This is a genomic window from Streptomyces sp. NPDC098781 (genome assembly GCF_044759995.1).
Taxonomy (GTDB): Bacteria; Actinomycetota; Actinomycetes; order Streptomycetales; family Streptomycetaceae; genus Streptomyces.
Genome location: NZ_JBIWAK010000002.1, coordinates 1141007 through 1159463 on the forward strand (window position 1 = coordinate 1141007; position 18457 = coordinate 1159463).

Here is an 18457-nt window from a genome sequence, read left to right on the forward strand (position 1 = left end):
ACACGCGCCGGGGCGCTGGCCGTCGAAGGGCAGCATGGCAGGCCGTCAGCACCGTTTTCTTCGACTCGTGAGAGCGGTTCAACCAGGACCGATAATGATCTCCAGGCCTGGAGACAATCGTTCTGCTCCAACCACCCTCGTTCCGGCGGGTAATTGAAGAGTACGGAGGGAAAAGACTTGCTGCATCGAAGTCACATCGATGTCGGGCAGGGAAGTTTCCAATGTCAACTGCGTAAGACGGGGAAAGTCGCCGAGCCACTCCCACGAACATCGTAGATCTGCCGCGATGCACAGCTCTACGAGGCGATCAGCCACACAATAGCGCTTGATCTCCTCAGGACTGATGGTCGATACTATCTTCAGCTGCGATCTTCCACCGAATCTCCGTAGGGCCTTGAGTTCACGACTGCTTGAAACTACAAAATAGAAGTCATCCTCCTGTAAATGGGCGATGACTTCTTCAGCGTAGCGGTCAGTGTCGAATCGACCCCAGGCTAGGGCTAGTTCAGCACGCACCCGTAAGTCATCTACGGCCCGGAACCGAGCCAATACGGAAATAGCTGCGTCGGTCCCGACCCGAACAGCGGCCAGGACAGTGAAGTAGGCTTCGTCTGAAGTGATGCCTTCCGGACCTTGCAGCAGTTCGAGTACGACCGGACCGACATCTGCGAGCCCGCGAGCCTGGGCGATGCTACGGGGAGGGATAAGCTCCTCGGCACGCCGCTGAACTTCGCTTCGCACGAGAGGATCAAGCTCTGTGGCGTCATCCAAGCACGCCGCAGCCAGCAGATGGAGTCGGTGGCGAATATCAACGCAAGAGTCGCCGCGTTCAACGAGACTGGTGAGCAATCGGGTACGTTCTGCCGGGCGTGCGTGCGCCACGGCCATTCGGACGACATCCTCCCACTGGTCCAGGTGGGCGTTACCCCCTAGGAAGTCGAAATCGAGACTCTCTACGGCCGCTCTCGCTCCGAGGTAGTCTTGAAATGTTCTGTGAATGAACTGCATAGTGCCTTCAATGGGCTCTATAAGCAAGCCACTTCGAACGAGAAGATGTTGGTAGACCTGCTTCACCGTGCCCTGCTCCGCGACACGTGGCATCGCTGTCAGCGCTTGAGACAGCAAGTCCAGCACATCACGTTTATCCATCTCCGAACGACCGTTGCGGATCAACCAATAGGCCAACTTCTGGATCAGCTGAACCTGGTGGGTTTCGCCGATACGCATGTCGCCCACTTTGTAGACACCGCGCTCCCGATCTCGTCTGGACAGCAGCATGGACAGAGCCGCGTCATAGAGCTCCTTACGCCCATCGGGAAGGTAGCCTCTACGGTCACGATGCAGCGCGCAAATCAGTGCGCACATGAGCGGATTGGTGGCAAGTCGGGCAAGTTCCTGCTTAGCCCGTATTGCATAGAGTAATTCCTTGCCGTACGCATCTGCGCTTCCGGCAGCTTTGTGCCAGCGCTCGATGAACGCAGCGATATCGTCGCGACTCATGGGCGACAGATCCAGTTCCGAGAATCCCTCTTCTGCTAGCCAGTGTTCTCGCACAGCCGAGGGACGTGAAGTCACAAGCCAGTGATTCCTGGGGTAGGAATCGACGAGATCCTTCAACCAGTTGCGGGCTTCCTCGCGTTCCCCCTCGGGCATCTCGTCGATTCCGTCGACCAGCATCAACCCACGCCCAGCAGTGAGAACACGGTCGTACCAGCCTGTGGGCTGGGCATGGGCGATCGGGCATCCTACGGCGGCAAGGAACTCGTCCGGGGCGGGCAGCCTTGCCCCGTTCCGGGTCAGGGACCGTAGAGGCAGTACGAACGGCACCAAGCCATGCAGATAAAGGAGCCGCTCATCGAGGTCGTTACGAAGGGCACTGACCGCCAACCACTGAACGAGAGTGGTTTTTCCTGAACCTGCCACTCCTCGCAACAGCACGCGGTCACGCCCGGCAAGGACTTTTTCGGCGGGGAGCACCAGCGAGACCTCGCCAACCACGGTCTCGGTCGCTTCTAAGCTCAAATAGGCCGCATCGAGAGGCCACGAAGCCGAAGATTCAGACAGATCAAGGCCGAAAATGGTTAGCTTGCCGTGTTTTTGGGATATGTAGCGCGCATACCTTTTCTCAAAACCGCCGTCCGCTGGGGAAGGTCTCCGCAGTATAAGTGCATCGATCTTCGAAGACAGTTCTTCGATCCTGCGACTTTGCTCAACTAATGTGCGCGGCACGAACGTAGATCTCGTGGTGAAGAAGTGCAGGATGTGCAAGCAGGCCGTATCTACGACGCTTGCATGCAGTAAGACTGCATCACTTGAGAGACCAAGTGTGGCTGCCTGATTTTTCGACCGCAGAAGTCGAGACAGTTCCAGATAGCCGAGCCGGACGGCTTGGACATCGTCCATCTCGATATGGCCCAGGGAGCTGAGCGAGTGTGTGACCGCGTTCACCACCGCACGTTGCTCGTAACTGGCAAGGCGCTCCGACACTCCGGTCGACTGCGCTGCGCGATCCACCAACTCCTCTGCGACCTTATGGAGATCAGAGTCTGAGAGAGTCCGTTTCTCGCCGCGAAATGAAACTAGTTGGGAGACACGCACGGGGCGGTCTACAAGACCTGCACCGGGCCCGTCCACCACGAACAGCTTCTTCACCAACGGGACAACGACGCTCGATGCGAGTCGAGCCCCAATGCTCACCGGTTCCATGATGCTTCAGCATAGAACTCCGAGGCCGGGCACCGCCGTTGAATGCACGACTGGGGCCAAAGTGAAAGGATCACCCCAAGGGCAGAAGCCTACCGTTTTGAGGCCGCCGGAGATCGTGTTTCACCTGAGGACAGCTAGGCCCTGACGTGGCCGCCTTCATCGACAACTGCAACAACTTCTTCCCGGCCTGGCCGACCTGATGATGTCGAATGGTCCGAAGCGGACTTGGACGTCATTTCAGTTGGCGAGTCGGCAGTGGCATACGAGGGTCGCGGCGATGGCGGTGAAGGCCAGAAAGTGTTCCGGCTTGCGTTCGTAGCGGCGGTGGAGTCGTCGGCAACCGGACAGCCAGGACACGGTTCGTTCCACTGGCCGGCGGTGCCGGACCAGGCGTCGGGACGACTCGAAGCCCTTGCGGGCGAGGCGGTGCCGGATGCCACGGGAGGACAGCCAGCGCCGCAGGTACCGGTAGCCGTACCCCTGCCCCCTTTGAGGGCCCGGACGCTGACGGAGTCGATCGCGCACCGCGACCAGTCCAGCCCGCCGCGGGAAACCGAGTCCGTCCAGGACCAGGCCGTGGAGCTTGGCCCACGCCCGGGCCCGGCTCCGTTCGGTGAACCGGCGGAAGGCGGTCACGCCCGACAGCCCGAAGCCCGGCGGCAGTTGGTTCCAGGTGCAGCCCGAGGTGTCCACGGAAATGTGACGTCTGAGGTCAGTCGCTATGGAGCAACATGACGGCGACTGGTGAGGAACGGTCATGGTCCCGTCACACTCGCCGCGCGGAGCGGTCATGGACCATTGCGAGCCTCCTGTGTGGCCCCGCGAAAGGTCCGGGGAGAGGGAGAGGGCACAACATGTCCTTGCAGAAGAAGAGGAACCCTTCCATGCAGAAAACCGCAAGCAAGCTCCGCCTCGCCGCGGCGGCGTTCAGCGCTGTACTCCTCGCGGGCACGGCGCTCTCCGGAAGTGCCCACGCCGCGCCCGAGGGGAAGGCCGCCGCAGAGATAGGGGTCAAGGCTTGCGGCTACTACGAGACGCAGACAGACTCGTACTACGGACACTGCGGCAGCACCTGGGTCAAGATCCAGGTCGACATCGACTGGTGGCCGACCGACATCAAGAGGTGCGTCCCGCCGGGCGAGACCCATCTCGGTTCGACCGACGAGATCGACAACGCATGGGCCATCGCGGGCACCTGCGGCTAAGGCGTGTCTCTTTGATGGGCTGAGTAGTCGATCGGATGTGTCTGTCCGGTTGGTGATCAGTGATGCGGGACGGGATCGAGCCGTTGACGCCGGCCGATCCGGTTCGTGGACGGCGGTGGGCGGATCACCGCCGCACGGTCGAGGCCATCGCGTGGAAGTACCGCACCTGCTCGCCCTGGCGTGACCTGCCCGCAGAGCTCAGCTCCTTCAAGACGGCGCACAAGCGACTGCTGCGGTGGGCGGTGCAGGCGGTACCTGGAGCATCCGATTCGCCAAAGGCAAGCTGAGCCAATCGTTCAGGACGCTTGCCGGCGTAGGACCGCGTTGAGCCCCCCTCTGTCGAGAGGGGGGCTCAACATCGCCGTACAGAGGCCCCAGCAGGGTCTGAGCTCAGGCCCACTCGACCTCTGAGTGGACGTCCGACGGCTCTTCGGGGTCCGGCAGGCGCGTAACAGGCGCCCGTCGCGGCTCTGATCGTCGAAGACCCGAAGCCCCGGCCGAAGCCAGCACCGCGGACACCTCGTCCTCGCTCGCCCCGCCAAGGCCTCCATCACCCGATCGAGTACCTCACCCACCTCAGTGAGAGTGACCGCTAGGCGCCGGCGCAGCGTTCTTGACCGTCAGAGGCAGCAGCTTCTTCCCGGTCGGCCCGATTTGTATGGCCGTGTCCATCTGCGGGCGGCCTCCAACAACAACTGGGTGCCGTGGCTCTTGCTTGCGCACCGTGTGACAGCAACGACCGGCCTATCGGCTCAGTAGCTGGCCGTGCGGTTGAAGCTGGTGATGTTGAGCTTGATCCCCTTCACGCTCTTGAGCGTCGTGGGGTACTCACCTCGGGCAGTCTGGCCGGGCTGCACATCGGTATCCAGCAGTGAACCGTTCGTCACGCGAGTGCCGCCGGCGTCGACCGCCTCCCACTCCCACGAGTAGTCGGACTTCTCACTGCTGCTGTTCCTGATCGTCCAAACAAGCCAGACGTCCGTGATGCCGTCCTGCGAACGGTCGTCAAGCTGGAAGCTGATGAGGTCGGCCCGCTCCCCTGTGGCTTCCTGTGTCTGCGCCCGGTGGGTCTTCGCACTTGCGGTCGTACTGGGCGCAGAGGTGGTGCCCTCTTCACTGTCCGCGAGCGCAATCGCCAGCACAACGATGACGATGACAAGCACAGCGGCCACGGCGCTGGCACATCCCCAGAGGCAGCCACGGCTTCGCTGCTTCTGTTGCGGTGGCCCAGGAGGCGATGTCCACTGCCTGGGAGGAGGAGAGGCTGGGCCCTGCCTTCCCCACCGAGGATCACCCCCAGGCGGCTCGCTTGCTGACATGGCGCCTCCTCGGTAGCGGATATCGCCACGCTAGGAAGCGGCGAGGCACGTCGCGAACCGAGAGCAGCCACTCAGGCGACAATCGCCGAGTATGAGGCGCTCCCCTTCTCGCAATCCCTCAGACCCACTCCACCTCGGAATGGACAGCCTCCGATCCACCAGGAGGCGGGAGAGGCGTTCTCGGCGTCTCCCGCACGGTCGCCCGCCGCCCACTCTCCACACAGAGTGCCCCTGAAGACAGCAGCCATCTCTTCCTCGCTACCGCCCTCCAGGGCATCCGCCATGCGCCGCAATGCCTCACTCACGTCAGTGCGAGTGACCGCCCGCCGCCGGCGCCGCGTTCTTGACCGTCAGCGGAAGCAGCTTCTTTCCGGTCGGCCCGATCTGGATGGACGTATCCATCTGCGGACACACCCCACAGTCAAAGCAAGGCGTCCACCGGCAGTCCTCGACCTCCGTCTCGTCGAGGGCGTCCTGCCAGTCCTCCCAGAGCCAGTCCTTGTCGAGGCCGGAGTCGAGGTGGTCCCAGGGGAGGACCTCCTCGTAGGTGCGCTCGCGGGTGGTGTACCAGTCGACGTCCACGCCGAACGGCTCCAGCGCCTTGTCCGCGCAGTTCATCCAGCGGTCGTACGAGAAGTGCTCGCGCCAGCCGTCGAAGCGGCCGCCGTCGTCGTAGACCGCGCGGATGACGGCGCCGATGCGGCGGTCGCCGCGGGACAGCAGGCCCTCGACGATGCCGGGCTTGCCGTCGTGGTAGCGGAAGCCGATGGAGCGGCCGTACTTCTTGTCGCCGCGGATCTTGTCGCGGAGCTTCTCCAGGCGGGCGTCCGTCTCCTCGGCCGACAGTTGCGGGGCCCACTGGAAGGGGGTGTGGGGCTTGGGGACGAAGCCGCCGATGGAGACCGTGCAGCGGATGTCGTTGGAGCGGGACACCTCGCGGCCCTTGGCGATCACGTTCATCGCCATGTCGGCGATCTGGAGGACGTCCTCGTCCGTCTCCGTCGGCAGGCCGCACATGAAGTACAGCTTCACCTGGCGCCAGCCGTTGCCGTATGCCGTAGCGACGGTCCGGATCAGGTCCTCTTCCGAGACCATCTTGTTGATGACCTTGCGCATGCGCTCGCTGCCGCCCTCGGGGGCGAAGGTCAGGCCGGAGCGGCGGCCGTTCCTGGTCAGCTCGTTCGCCAGGTCGACGTTGAAGGCGTCCACGCGAGTGGAGGGGAGGGACAGACCGATCTTGTCCTCCTCGTAGCGGTCCGCCAGGCCCTTCGCGATGTCGCCGATCTCGCTGTGGTCCGCGGAGGAGAGGGAGAGAAGGCCGACCTCCTCGAAGCCCGTCGCCTTCAGGCCCTTGTCGACCATCTCGCCGATGCCGGTGATGGAGCGTTCGCGGACCGGGCGCGTGATCATGCCCGCCTGGCAGAAGCGGCAGCCTCGGGTGCAGCCGCGGAAGATCTCCACCGACATGCGCTCGTGGACCGTCTCGGCGAGCGGGACCAGCGGCTGCTTGGGGTAGGGCCACTCGTCGAGGTCCATCACCGTGTGCTTGGACACACGCCACGGGACACCCGACTTGTTCGGTACGACGCGGGCGATTCGGCCGTCGGGGAGGTACTCGACGTCGTAGAACGCCGGGATGTACACCGAGCCCGTCCTCGCGAGGCGGAAGAGGACCTCTTCGCGCCCGCCCGGGCAGCCCTCCGCCTTCCACGCGCGGATGATCGCCGTCATGTCCAGCACGGCCTGCTCGCCGTCGCCGATGATCGCCGCGTCGATGAAGTCCGCGATCGGCTCGGGGTTGAAGGCCGCGTGGCCACCGGCCAGGACGATCGGGTCGTCGATCGTGCGGTCCTTGGACTCCAGGGGGATCCCGGCCAGGTCCAGGGCGGTGAGCATGTTCGTGTAACCCAGCTCCGTGGAGAAGCTGAGCCCGAACACGTCAAAAGCGCGAACCGGCCGGTGGCTGTCCACCGTGAACTGCGGGACGCCGTGCTCCCGCATCAGCGCCTCCAGGTCCGGCCACACGCTGTACGTGCGTTCGGCGAGGACGCCCTGCTGCTCGTTCAGCACCTCGTAGAGGATCATGACGCCCTGGTTCGGCAGCCCGACCTCGTAGGCGTCCGGGTACATGAGCGCCCAGCGGACGTCACAGGACTCCCACGGCTTGACCGTGGAATTGAGTTCTCCGCCGACGTACTGGATCGGCTTCTGCACATGCGGGAGCAGCGCTTCGAGCTGCGGGAACACGGACTCGGTGACCGCAGCGGCTTCGGCAGGCATCTCGCGAACCTTCGTGAGCTGGACTGAACTGACAGGGGTGACCATCTAGCCTAACGCGACCGCGGACACCCCCCGTACGTCCGGAAGGCTCAGAGGACGTCCGTCGCGTTCCGCACGCCGTCCCACGTGTCCGGCAGCTGGGCCTCCACGGCCGCCGCGCGCTGCTCCTCACGCCCGTACAGCAGCCCGTAGGTGAAGGCGCTCTCCCCGGCCGCGTGGGCGACCGCGGACAGCTCACGCAGGGTGCCGCGGGCCATGACGCTGTCCTGGTGTTCGCCGAGCAGGTTCTGTAGCGACTTCATGGTCTTGACCAGGTCCTTGGCCGGCTTGCCGAGCGCCGGGACGGACGCCTCCGCCGCGTAGCGGGTGCGCTTGGTCTTCTTGCGGGCCTCGTGGATGGCGACGTCCCGGTCGGTGCCGGGGTCCAGCTCCAGCGCCTGCTCGACCAGCGCGGCGACCTTCCCGAAGTCCTTCTTCACGGTCTTGGGGAGCACCTTGCCGGGCTTGTCCCCCGCCGCGTCGCGCAGCGGCGGCTCGGCGAGCAGCGCGTCCAGGGCGTTGAGCAGGGCCAGGTAGCGGCGGGAGTCGAGGACCCCGATCAGCCGGCCGCTCGCTCCGCCGGGCCGGTCACCGGCCCAGTGGCTGAGCCGTTCGGCGACCGGGCCGTGGACCAGGGTGTGGGGCACCTCGTCGAGGGCGGCGCCGAGGCGTTCGTTGAGGACCTCGCGGTCCCGGTCCACGCCCAGCTCACCGGCGAGCCACTTCAGCTCGTCGCCGATGGGGTCGGTAATCCCCCGGTCCAGGACCTTGCCGAAGGATTTGAAGGTGCTGCGCATCCGGCGGGTCGCGACGCGCATGCTGTGGACGGAGTCCTCGGCGTCCTGGCGTACGGCGGGGTCGAGCTCGACGATCGCGTCCCGCTGGGCCCGCACATAGGCGAGCACATGGTCGCCGGCGGTGACGGGGTCCCCGCCGGGCCCGGGAGCGAGCTTCTTCGGAGCGGTCTCCTCCAGCGCCCGCGCGAGCTTCGACGGCGACTTCGACGGCCGTACGCCCGCCTTGCGCAGCCGCTTCTCCACCTTGTCGAGGAACTCCGGGTCGACGCCGTCGGCCAACTCCACCTCGATCTCGGTCCATTGGGCGCTGCCGTCGCCGCCGGCGAGCCGCTGTGCCTGGACGGCGTCCACGCTGACCTCGGCCAGCAGCCGGCCGTCGGCGTCCATGAGTTCGCGTACATCGCGGTCGGAACGCAGCCGGACGACCGGCGCCAGTTCGGCGTCCCGGACCCGGGAACGGACGAGCCCGGCGAGCGTACCGGGCAGTTCGTCGGAGAGCGGGGCCTGGATCTCGTCCCGAACCCCTTGGGCGACGGGGAACTTCAGATGCCAGCCCGCGTCGGAGCCGCCCGTTCTGCGGCGCAGCGTGACGGAGGACGCGGCGAGGCGTTCGTCCTGCGTGTCGTAGTAGGTGGCGTCCAGATGCGCGACACCTTTGTCGACCACGGAAGCGACCCCGGCGACGCCGGTCAGATCGGGCAGGCCGCTCTCGTCGGATTCGTACTTCCGCTCGATTTCACGCTTCGTGTCCGCCATGACCCGAATCTAGTCGGAGTCACGACGGGATGACAGGGCTTACCGGCCATGAACCGGAGGCAAACGGACGATTACGGGCGGGAATCGGTCCCGCCCAGCCCTCACGCCGACATCGGACGTTGCACCCGGATCGACTGAAGCAATCCCACCGCCACCCACACCGCGAACATCGACGATCCGCCGTACGACACGAACGGCAGCGGCAGACCCGTCACCGGCATGATCCCCAGCGTCATCCCGACGTTCTCGAAGGTCTGGAAGGCGAACCACGCCACGATGCCCGCCGCGACGATCGTCCCGTACAGCTCGGTCGTCTCACGGGCGATCCGGCACGCACGCCACAGGATCACGCCGAGCAGGACGATGATCAGCCCGCCGCCGAGGAATCCCAGCTCCTCCCCCGCGACCGTGAAGACGAAGTCGGTCTGCTGCTCCGGCACGAACTGGCCGGTGGTCTGGGAGCCGTGGAACAGTCCCGCACCCGTGAGCCCTCCGGAGCCGATCGCGATGCGCGCCTGGTTGGTGTTGTAGCCGACGCCCGCCGGGTCGAGCTCGGGGTTGGCGAAGGCCGCGAAGCGGGCGATCTGGTAGTCGTCCAGGACGCCCAGCTGCCAGACCGCGATCGCGCCCGTCGTGCCGGCGCCGATCAGCCCGAAGACCCAGCGGTTGGAGGCACCGGACGCCAGCAGCACACCCAGCACGATCATCACCATGACCATGACCGAGCCGAGGTCGGGCATGAGCAGCACGATCAGCATCGGCACGGCGGCCAGGCCCAGCGCCTGCACCACGGTGCGATGGTCGGGGTACTGCTTGTCACCCGCGTCCACTCTCGCCGCCAGCAGCATCGCCATGCCCAGGATGATCGTGACCTTCACGAACTCCGAGGGCTGGAGCGAGAAACCGCCGGGCAGCTTGATCCAGGAATGGGCGCCGTTGATGGTGGAGCCCAGCGGGGTGAGCACCAGCAGGATCAGGAAGACCGAGAGGCCGTACAGGATCGGCACGGCCGTGCGCAGGTTGCGGTGGCCCAGCCACACGGTCCCTATCATCAGCGCCAGTCCGATGCCGGTGTTCAGGACGTGCCGGATCAGGAAGTAGTACTGGTCGCCCTGGTTGAGCTCGGTGCGGTTACGGGTGGCCGAGTAGACCAGGAGCGCGCCGAACAGCGACAGCGCGATCGCCGACAGCAGCATCGGCCAGTCGAGCCGGCGGGCGAGCGAGTCGCGGGCGAGCAGCCGGGTCCAGCCCGCCCGCTCGGGCCCGTACCCGGAGACCTGGAAACTGTTGGCGCCGGTCATGTGAGCATCCTCCGGCTTCCCCGCCTACGGCCGCCGCGTCGCCTGCGCCGCGTGTCACGGTTCTCGGCGGTCGGTGTGGCCACCGTGCCGGCGAGCTGCTGGTCCTCCGGCGTCTTCTCGCCGCCCTGGTTGGCCCGCTGTTCCTTCGCCGGGTCCTTGGAGACCTTCGGCGAGGTGATGGTGCCGTCCGTGCGGACCTTCGGCAGGCTCTTCTGGGGCGTGGGCAGCAGCGCGTTCTTCTTGTTGATCGTGCCGTCGTCGGCGACGCCGTACAGCGCGTCGTAGATGTTGCGCACGGCCGGACCCGAGGCGCCGGAACCCGTACCACCCTGGGAGATCGTCATGACGACCGAGTAGTCCTTGGTGTACGTGGCGAACCACGAGGTGGTCTGCTTGCCGTAGACCTCCGCGGTACCGGTCTTGGCGTGCATCGGGATCTTGTCCTGCGGCCAGCCGACGTCCGCGAACCGCCAGGCGGCGGTGCCGCGGGTGGCGACGCCGGCGAGGGCGTCGTCCATCTCGGCCAGCGTCTTCTGCTTTATCGGCAGCTTGCCGTGCGACTTGGGCTCGATCTCCTGCACGGCCCGGCCGTCGGCGCTGACGATGGCCTTGCCGACCGTCGGGTCGTAGAGCGTGCCGCCGTTGGAGATGGCGGAGTAGATGGTGGCCATCTGGATGGGGGTGACGAGGGTGTCGCCCTGTCCGATGGAGTAGTTGACGGAGTCACCGGCGCGCATGCGGTTGCCTTCGAGGCAGTTCTCGTAGGCGATCTTCTCGGCGTAGGAGCCGTCCTTCTCGCCGTACTTGCACCAGGCGTCCTTGTTGGCCTTCCAGTAGTCCTGCTTCCACTGGCGGTCGGGGATCCGGCCGGTGACCTCGTTGGGCAGGTCGATGCCGGTCTCCGCGCCGAGGCCGAACTGGTGGGCCGTCTTGTAGAACCAGTCGTTGGCGTTCTTCTTCGGCTTGGTGCCGCCGTCCCGCTTCCACTCCTCGTGGCTGAGCCGGTAGAAGACGGTGTCGCAGGAGACCTCCAGCGCACGGCCGAGGCTGATCGGGCCGTACCCCTGGGACTCGAAGTTCTTGAAGACCTGGCCGCCGATCGAGTACGAGCTGGAGCACTGGTAGGGGCCGTCGAAGGAGTAGCCGGCGTTGACCGCGGCGGCCGTGGGGACGACCTTGAAGATCGAGCCGGGCGCCGACTGGCCCTGGATCGCCCGGTTGAGCAGCGGGTAGTTGGAGTCCTTGCCCGTCAGCCTCGTGTAGTCCTTGGCGGAGATGCCGCCGACCCAGGCGTTGGGGTCGTAGGTCGGGTTGGACGCCATGGCGACGATGCGGCCGGTCTTGGCCTCCATCACGACGACGGCGCCCGAGTCGGCCTTGTACCGCTCGTTGGTGTTGCGGTCCCACTCCTGGCGAGCCTTCTTCATGGCGTCGTTCAGCTCGTACTCGGCGACCCGCTGTACGCGGGCGTCGATGCTGGTGACGAGGTTGGAGCCGGGCTGGGCGTCGTCGGCCTGGGCCTCCCCGATGACACGGCCGAGGTTGTCGACCTCGTAGCGGGTGACGCCCGCCTTGCCGCGCAGCTCCTTGTCGTACTGGCGCTCAAGGCCGGAGCGGCCCACCTGGTCGGAGCGCAGGTAGGGCGAGTCGGTGTCCTGGGCCTTCTGGAGCTCCTCGTCGGTGACCGGGGAGAGGTAGCCGAGCACCTGGGCGGTGTTGGACTCGCCCGGAGCCGGGTAGCGGCGTACGGCCTGGGGCTCGGCGGTGATGCCGGGGAAGTCCTCGGCGCGCTCGCGGATCTGAAGGGCCTGCTTGGCGGTGGCCTCGTCGGTGATGGGGATCGGCTGGTACGGCGAGCCGTTCCAGCAGGGCTGGGGCGTCTTCGCGTCGCACAGCCGGACCTTCTCCTTGACGTCCTTGGGCTTCATGCCCAGCACGCCGGCCAGCTTGGTCAGGACCGCCTCACCGTCGTCCGGCATCTTCAGCAGGTCGGTGCGGGAGGCGGAGACGACCAGCCGTGTCTCGTTGTCGGCGAGGGGCACTCCGCGGGCGTCCAGGATCGAGCCGCGCACGGCGGGCTGGACGACCTGCTGGACGTGGTTGCCGGACGCCTCCTTGGCGTAGGCGTCGCCCTCGCGGATCTGGAGGTACCACAGGCGCCCGCCGAGGGTGCCGAGGAGGGAGAGGACGAGGATCTGGATGACGACGAGCCGGATCTGGACGCGTGGCGTCCGACCGGTCTCCGGGATGTTGGTCACTGCGCTGCCTCCCCCTCTCAGTGCCAGGACCGGTACGAGTACCAGAGCGGATACGGCGGTGTGTGTTCGAGTGAGGAACGACCGGCACGCACGGCCCGGTTCCTCCCGGCCTCACTCGTCCGGGTGAACTCCCCTGTCCTCACAGGCGCTTGACCCCCTTGATGCGCCCGGCGCGCGCCGTGCGGGCCGTGCGCGCCTTCATCTTCAGGCCGCCCAGTCCGCCGCGCTGGCCGCCGATGCGCAGGCCGGTGCCGCCGGAGAGCCAGCCGGAGGAGATGTCGGCCTTCTTGGCCTGGGAGTTGGTGTCGGCCAGCGGGTCGTTCTCCGCCCGCCGGGCCAGTGCCATGATCCCGGGCACGACGAACGGGGCGAGCAGCAGGTCGTACAGAGCGGCCGTGAAGAGCAGGCTGCCGAGGCCGACATGGCGTGCGGCGGTGTCCCCGACGAGGGCGCCGACGCTCGCGTACAGCAAGGTCGCGCCGACCGCGGCGACGACCACGACGACCATCGGCCCGGTGGCGGACTTCAGCCGCCCGTTGTCCGGCTTGATGAGCCCGGCGAGGTAGCCGATGACGCACAGCACCAGCGCATAGCGGCCGGCGGCGTGGTCGGCGGGCGGGGCGAGGTCGGCGAGCAGTCCCGCGCCGAAGCCGACGAGGGCGCCGCCGACATGGCCGTAGACCATGGCGAGGCCCAGCACGGTGAGCAGCAGCAGGTCGGGGACGGCGCCCGGGAGGTGGAGCCGGGACAGCACGCTGACCTGGAGCACCAGGGCGACGACGACCAGAGCGGAGGAGAGCAGGATTCGGTTGACGCGCATGGGGCTTCAGCTCCTACTGCTCTTGCTCGAACTCGTACTGGTTCTGTGCGTCGTCCGGTGGCGGATCCTCGCCGTCCACCCGGGGCTGTGCGTACTGGCCGTCGGCCTGGGGCTGGTTCTCGCCGTCCGCCTGCGGCTGGTCCTGGCCGTCGCCCGGAGGCTCCGCGCCCGGCGTGACGGTGACCGTCACGGTCGGCGTGGGGGTCGGCCGGGGCTTGGCGGGCAGGACCGTGTCGCGCGGGTCCTTGGTGGGGGCCTGGACGACGACGCCGACGATGTCGAGCTTGGAGAAGCCGACGTACGGCGTGACGTACAGGGTGCGGGTCAGGTCGCCCCCGGAGGGGTCGACGCGGGAGACGTACCCGACCGGGACGCCGGGCACGAACGGCTTGTCGGCCTGCGAGCCGAAGGTGACGAGCCGGTCGCCCTTCTTCACCTCGGCCTTGCCGTTGAGGAGTTCGACGCGCAGCGGGCGGTCGCCCTGGCCCGAGGCGAAGCCCAGTTCGTCGGTGGACTCCATGCGCGTGCCGACGGTGAAGTCGGGGTCGTTGGCGAGCAGCACGGTCGCGGTGTTGGGGCCGACGGTGGTGACCCGGCCGACCAGCCCGTCGCCGTTCAGGACCGTCATGTCGCGCTGGATACCGTCGTTGACACCGGCGTCGATGGTGATGGTCCAGGAGAAGCCCTGGGCCGCTCCTATGGCGATGACCTGGGCGCCCTTGATGCCGTACTGGCCCTTGCCCGCGATCTTCAGCATCTTGTCCAGCTGGTTCAGCCGGCTGCGGTCGCGGTCGTCGCTGCCGAGTTTCGCCTTGAGGGCGGCGTTCTCCTGCTCCAGTCGGGCGAGCCGGTCATGGCGCTCTCCGGAGTCACGGATCGCGGCGACCGCGTTGCCGACCGGGTTCACCGCGGCCGACACACCGTCCTCGATGGGGCCGAAGACCGTGGCAGCGGCCTGGCGGGCACCGTCGACCGGGGAGTCCTCACCACCGCGGATGTCCACCGTGATCAACGCGAACGCGATGGCGATCAGCAGCACCAGGAGCAGCCGGCTCTCTCGTGTGTCCCTCACGTGCGGCGGCCGTGCCCTTCCTCAGTAGGAATTCGGGAAACCCCCGGGAAAGCCGAGGGCGCTGTATGCGGGATTTGTCGGTGGAGCTTGTATGAGAGGTTTCGAGGCTCTTCGGGGAGCTTATGCCTCTATATCAACGATCCGCCGTACGAGAGGAGATCATCCCGTACGGCGGAACCGAAGAGTTACCTCATCTGCGCGGCTGGGCGTCGAGCACCTGCTGCAACGCCTCGAACTCCTCGACACACTTGCCGGAGCCGAGCGCCACGCTGTCCAGCGGGTCCTCGGCGATGTGGATCGGCATGCCGGTCTCGCGGCGCAGCCGCTCGTCGAGGCCACGCAGCAGGGCGCCGCCGCCGGTCAGCACGATTCCCCGGTCCATGATGTCGCCGGACAGCTCCGGCGGGCACTTGTCGAGGGTCGTCTTCACGGCGTCCACGATCGCGTTGACCGGTTCCTCGATGGCCTTGCGGACCTCGGCCGCGGAGATGACGACGGTCTTCGGCAGCCCGGACACGAGGTCCCGGCCGCGGATCTCGGTGTGCTCGTCGGCGTCGAGGTCGTACGCCGAACCGATCGTGATCTTGATCTGCTCGGCCGTCCGCTCACCCAGCAGGAGCGAGTACTCCTTCTTGATGTGCTGGATGATCGCGTTGTCCAACTCGTCGCCCGCGACGCGGATGGACTGGGCGGTGACGATGCCGCCGAGGGAGATGACCGCGACCTCCGTGGTGCCGCCGCCGATGTCGACCACCATGTTGCCCGTGGCCTCGTGGACCGGCAGGCCGGAGCCGATGGCCGCGGCCATGGGCTCCTCGATGATGTGCACCTGGCGGGCGCCGGCCTGGGACGACGCCTCGATGACGGCGCGGCGCTCGACGCCGGTGATGCCGGACGGCACACAGACGACGACCCGCGGACGAGCAAGATACCGCCGCTTGTGGATCTTCAGGATGAAGTAGCGGAGCATCCGCTCGGTGATCTCGAAGTCGGCGATCACGCCGTCCTTCAGCGGACGCACGGCAACGATGTTGCCGGGCGTGCGCCCGATCATCTTCTTGGCCTCGGCGCCGACCGCGAGGATGCCACCGGTATTGGTGTTGATCGCGACGACGGACGGCTCGTTGAGTACGATCCCGCGACCCCTGACGTACACCAGCGTGTTGGCGGTCCCGAGGTCGACAGCCATGTCACGGCCGATGAACGACATTGAGTTCCCCATCAGGATTCGTCTGGCCTTCCTGGGAGCTTTTGATGGCTTGTCAGGTCGGCGAAGTGGGTGCTGTGACGTGAAGGCTTCCATCGTAGACGCGCCTGCACGAACACTGCGGGAGGGTCTTCGCCATTGTCAGCAGATGGCGAGTCGCCTCGCTTGTGGAGACGGGCCATCGGGGGCACTCGTTCCCTCGATCGGCACGCATATGCATTTGGTATGCACTCGGGTGTGGAGATTCAGCCCCCACACCCTCTCCGTTCAACTCCTACGGGCTTTACGCACGGCCCGGAAAGAAGATCTTCACCTCGCGCTCGGCGGACTCCTCGGAGTCGGAGGCGTGGATCAGGTTCTCGCGGACGATGACGCCGTAGTCACCGCGGATCGAGCCGGGCGCGGCGGCGATCGGGTCGGTCGGACCGGCCAGCGCGCGCAGGCCCTCGATGACCCGCTCGCCCTCGACGATCATGGCGACGACCGGGCCGGACGCCATGAACTCCACCAGCGGCTCGTAGAAGGGCTTGCCCTTGTGCTCGCCGTAGTGCTGCTCCAGGGTCTCCTGGTCCAGGGTGCGCAGCTCCAGCGCGGTGATCTGCCAGCCGGCCTTGCGCTCGATACGGCTGATGATCTCGCCGGTCAGGCCGCGGCGGACTGCGTCGGGCTTGAGCAGGACGAGAGTGCGCTGGGTCACGGGAGGGCTCCTTCTTACTGCCGGTGTGCGGTGGGACGAGGTTACAGGGCGTGTCCAGGCGCCTGTTACGCAGCGTCAGGGGTGGAGGATTCGGCCTGCGCCGCGAATCTCGCCTTCGCCTCGTCGACCTTCCTGCCGTAGTGCACCGAAGCCCACCAGAGTGCCGCGAAGACCACTCCCAGGAAGAACATCGTGGGAACAATGAAGCCGGATGCGATGAGCGCGACCTGTAGCGCCCAGCCGAGCGCGACCCCGCCGGGGCGGGTCACCAGGCCGCACAGCAGCAGGCACAGGAACATCGCGATCCCGCTGACCGTCCACACCGTGGACATGGCCAGATCGGGATCCTTCATGGCGACCAGACCGGCGAAGCCGATGACGAAGAACTCGCCGATCAGGGTCGAGGAACAGAGCGTACGCATCTTTCGGACTCAGCCCCTTCCCAGCAGCAGCCGGGCTTCGCCGACCGTGATGACGGACCCGGTGACCAGCACGCCGCCGCCCGCGAACTCGCCCTCCTCCTCGGCCAGCGTGATCGCGGCCTCCAGAGCGTCCGGCAGCCGCGGTTCGACCTGCACGCGCTCGTCGCCGAAGACCTCGACGGCGATGGCGGCCAGTTCGTCGGCGTCCATGGCGCGATGCGAGGAGTTCTGGGTGACGACGACCTCGGCGAAGATCGGCTCGAAGGCCTCCAGGAGCCCCCGCACGTTCTTGTCGCCGCTCGCGCCGACGACCCCGATGAGCCGGCTGAAGTCGAAGGCCTCCCCGATCCCCTCGGCCGCCGCCCGCGCGCCCGCCGGGTTGTGGGCGGCGTCCAGCACGACGGTCGGAGAACGCCGTACGACCTCCATCCGGCCCGGCGAGGCCACGGCCGCGAACGCCTTGCGGACGGCGTCGATGTCGAGCGCGTCGGCGCGCGCGGCACCGACGCCGAAGAACGCCTCCACGGCGGCGAGGGCCACGGCGGCGTTGTGCGCCTGGTGCGCGCCGTGCAGCGGCAGATACACCTCGGGGTACTCACCGCCGAGTCCGCGCAGGGTCACCAACTGCCCGCCCACGGCGACCTGACGTGCGACAACCCCGAACTCCAGGCCCTCGCGGGCGACCGTGGCGTCGACCTCCACGGCCTTCTTCAGCAGCACCTGCGCGGCGTCCACCGGCTGCTGGGCCATGATCACGGTGGCGTCCTGCTTGATGATGCCGGCCTTCTCGGTGGCGATCTCACCGGGCGTGTTGCCGAGCCGGTCGGTGTGGTCGAGGTCTATGGGCGTCACGACGGCCACATCGCCGTCGATGACGTTGGTGGCGTCCCAGGAACCGCCCATGCCCACTTCCACGACGGCGACGTCGACGGGCGCGTCGGCGAAGGCCGCGTACGCCATGCCCGTGAGCACCTCGAAGAAGGACAGCCGGAACTCCTGCGAGGAGTCGACCATCTCGATGTACGGCTTGATGTCCCGGTACGTCTCGATGAAGCGCTCGGCGGAGATCGGGGCGCCGTCCAGGCTGATCCGCTCGGTGATCGACTGCACGTGCGGCGAGGTGTAGCGGCCGGTGCGCAGCTCGAAGGCGCCGAGCAGGGCCTCGATCATGCGGGCGGTCGACGTCTTGCCGTTGGTGCCGGTGATGTGGATCGAGGGGTACGACCGCTGCGGGTCTCCGAGCACATCCATGAGCGCGGCGATACGGCTGACCGAGGGCTCCAGCTTGGTCTCGCCCCAGCGGGTGGCCAGCTCCGACTCGACCTCGCGCAGGGCCTGGTCGACCTCGGGGTCGTCGGGGCGCGCGGGCACGTGTGCCTCCGGCGGGCCGCCCTGGGTGCGCAGGGTTCGGCTGCCGGCCTCGATGACCGCGAGATCGGGGTCGCTGTCGGTCTCCGCCGCGACGATCTCTTCGAAGGGGTCGAGGGGGTCGGGCTCGTTCTGGTCGCTCACGGGGTCAGTCTACGGAGCGGGACTGACAGAGCGCCCAGGGAGTGGGGTGGCGTGTGTCCGCGGGCG

At 66.9% G+C, this 18457-nt stretch carries 13 protein-coding genes and 2 pseudogenes; 2 read left to right on the forward strand and 13 right to left on the reverse strand.

Translation table 11 applies throughout. The annotated features are described in order from the left end of the window. Positions 1-78: 78 nt before the first annotated feature. On the reverse strand, positions 79-2706 hold the full coding sequence (locus ACIQWG_RS11175) for an NACHT domain-containing protein (protein WP_404093184.1): 2628 nt from the start codon (positions 2704-2706) through the stop codon (positions 79-81). A 237-nt stretch (positions 2707-2943) separates the two neighbouring features. Further along, a pseudogene (locus ACIQWG_RS11180) lies at positions 2944-3405 on the reverse strand (IS5/IS1182 family transposase); the annotation flags it as partial. Positions 3406-3590: 185 nt separating this feature from the next. On the opposite strand from ACIQWG_RS11180, the gene ACIQWG_RS11185 reads away from it, so the two are divergent. Both ACIQWG_RS11185 and ACIQWG_RS11190 read left to right on the forward strand, forming a co-directional pair. Then, positions 3591-3911, forward strand: coding sequence for a DUF6355 family natural product biosynthesis protein (locus ACIQWG_RS11185; RefSeq protein WP_404093186.1), 321 nt, complete (start codon positions 3591-3593; stop codon positions 3909-3911). Positions 3912-3948: 37 nt separating this feature from the next. Further along, a pseudogene (locus ACIQWG_RS11190) lies at positions 3949-4185 on the forward strand (transposase); the annotation flags it as partial. A gap of 478 nt (positions 4186-4663) precedes the next feature. On the opposite strand, the gene ACIQWG_RS11195 reads toward ACIQWG_RS11190, so the two are convergent. From ACIQWG_RS11195 to ACIQWG_RS11245, 11 genes are all read right to left on the reverse strand, one after another. Next, positions 4664-5083, reverse strand: coding sequence for a hypothetical protein (locus ACIQWG_RS11195; protein WP_404093189.1), 420 nt, complete (start codon positions 5081-5083; stop codon positions 4664-4666). A 453-nt stretch (positions 5084-5536) separates the two neighbouring features. Beyond that, positions 5537-7510 carry a TIGR03960 family B12-binding radical SAM protein gene (locus ACIQWG_RS11200; RefSeq protein ID WP_404093191.1) on the reverse strand — a complete coding sequence of 658 codons (1974 nt, stop codon included), beginning with the start codon at positions 7508-7510 and terminating at the stop codon, positions 5537-5539. A gap of 89 nt (positions 7511-7599) precedes the next feature. Then, complete coding sequence (locus ACIQWG_RS11205) at positions 7600-9102, reverse strand: CHAD domain-containing protein (RefSeq protein WP_404093194.1); 1503 nt, start codon at positions 9100-9102, stop codon at positions 7600-7602. Between the two features lie 101 nt (positions 9103-9203). Beyond that, on the reverse strand, positions 9204-10403 hold the full coding sequence (rodA, locus tag ACIQWG_RS11210; RefSeq protein ID WP_404093197.1) for a rod shape-determining protein RodA: 1200 nt from the start codon (positions 10401-10403) through the stop codon (positions 9204-9206). Then, positions 10400-12661: a penicillin-binding protein 2 gene (mrdA, locus tag ACIQWG_RS11215; protein ID WP_404093200.1), complete on the reverse strand. Its 2262-nt coding sequence runs from the start codon at positions 12659-12661 to the stop codon at positions 10400-10402. The genes rodA and mrdA overlap by 4 nt, the downstream gene beginning before the upstream one ends. 139 nt (positions 12662-12800) lie before the next feature. Then, on the reverse strand, positions 12801-13481 hold the full coding sequence (gene mreD / locus ACIQWG_RS11220; protein ID WP_404093201.1) for a rod shape-determining protein MreD: 681 nt from the start codon (positions 13479-13481) through the stop codon (positions 12801-12803). 13 nt (positions 13482-13494) lie between these two features. Then, positions 13495-14553, reverse strand: coding sequence for a rod shape-determining protein MreC (mreC, locus tag ACIQWG_RS11225; protein ID WP_404093203.1), 1059 nt, complete (start codon positions 14551-14553; stop codon positions 13495-13497). Positions 14554-14743: 190 nt separating this feature from the next. Then, on the reverse strand, positions 14744-15763 hold the full coding sequence (locus ACIQWG_RS11230; protein ID WP_004931372.1) for a rod shape-determining protein: 1020 nt from the start codon (positions 15761-15763) through the stop codon (positions 14744-14746). Between the two features lie 280 nt (positions 15764-16043). Continuing rightward, positions 16044-16457 carry a nucleoside-diphosphate kinase gene (ndk, locus tag ACIQWG_RS11235; RefSeq protein WP_129802331.1) on the reverse strand — a complete coding sequence of 138 codons (414 nt, stop codon included), beginning with the start codon at positions 16455-16457 and terminating at the stop codon, positions 16044-16046. Between the two features lie 65 nt (positions 16458-16522). Continuing rightward, the gene (locus ACIQWG_RS11240) at positions 16523-16879 is read right to left on the reverse strand and encodes a DUF4233 domain-containing protein (RefSeq protein WP_404093205.1); all 357 of its coding nucleotides are present in this window, start codon (positions 16877-16879) and stop codon (positions 16523-16525) included. Positions 16880-16888: 9 nt separating this feature from the next. Beyond that, complete coding sequence (locus ACIQWG_RS11245; RefSeq protein WP_404093207.1) at positions 16889-18391, reverse strand: bifunctional folylpolyglutamate synthase/dihydrofolate synthase; 1503 nt, start codon at positions 18389-18391, stop codon at positions 16889-16891. Positions 18392-18457 lie beyond the last annotated feature (66 nt).

Excerpts from the sequence above, each read along its gene's own strand:
- ACIQWG_RS11175 (WP_404093184.1), bottom strand. The coding sequence starts at position 2,706 with ATGGAACCGGTGAGCATTGGGGCTCGACTCGCATCGAGCGTCGTTGTC.
- ACIQWG_RS11185 (WP_404093186.1), top strand. The coding sequence starts at position 3,591 with ATGCAGAAAACCGCAAGCAAGCTCCGCCTCGCCGCGGCGGCGTTCAGC.
- ACIQWG_RS11200 (WP_404093191.1), bottom strand. The coding sequence starts at position 7,510 with ATGCCTGCCGAAGCCGCTGCGGTCACCGAGTCCGTGTTCCCGCAGCTC.
- ACIQWG_RS11205 (WP_404093194.1), bottom strand. The coding sequence starts at position 9,102 with ATGGCGGACACGAAGCGTGAAATCGAGCGGAAGTACGAATCCGACGAG.
- rodA (WP_404093197.1), bottom strand. The coding sequence starts at position 10,403 with ATGACCGGCGCCAACAGTTTCCAGGTCTCCGGGTACGGGCCCGAGCGG.
- mreD (WP_404093201.1), bottom strand. The coding sequence starts at position 13,481 with ATGCGCGTCAACCGAATCCTGCTCTCCTCCGCTCTGGTCGTCGTCGCC.
- ACIQWG_RS11230 (WP_004931372.1), bottom strand. The coding sequence starts at position 15,763 with ATGTCGTTCATCGGCCGTGACATGGCTGTCGACCTCGGGACCGCCAAC.
- ACIQWG_RS11240 (WP_404093205.1), bottom strand. The coding sequence starts at position 16,879 with ATGCGTACGCTCTGTTCCTCGACCCTGATCGGCGAGTTCTTCGTCATC.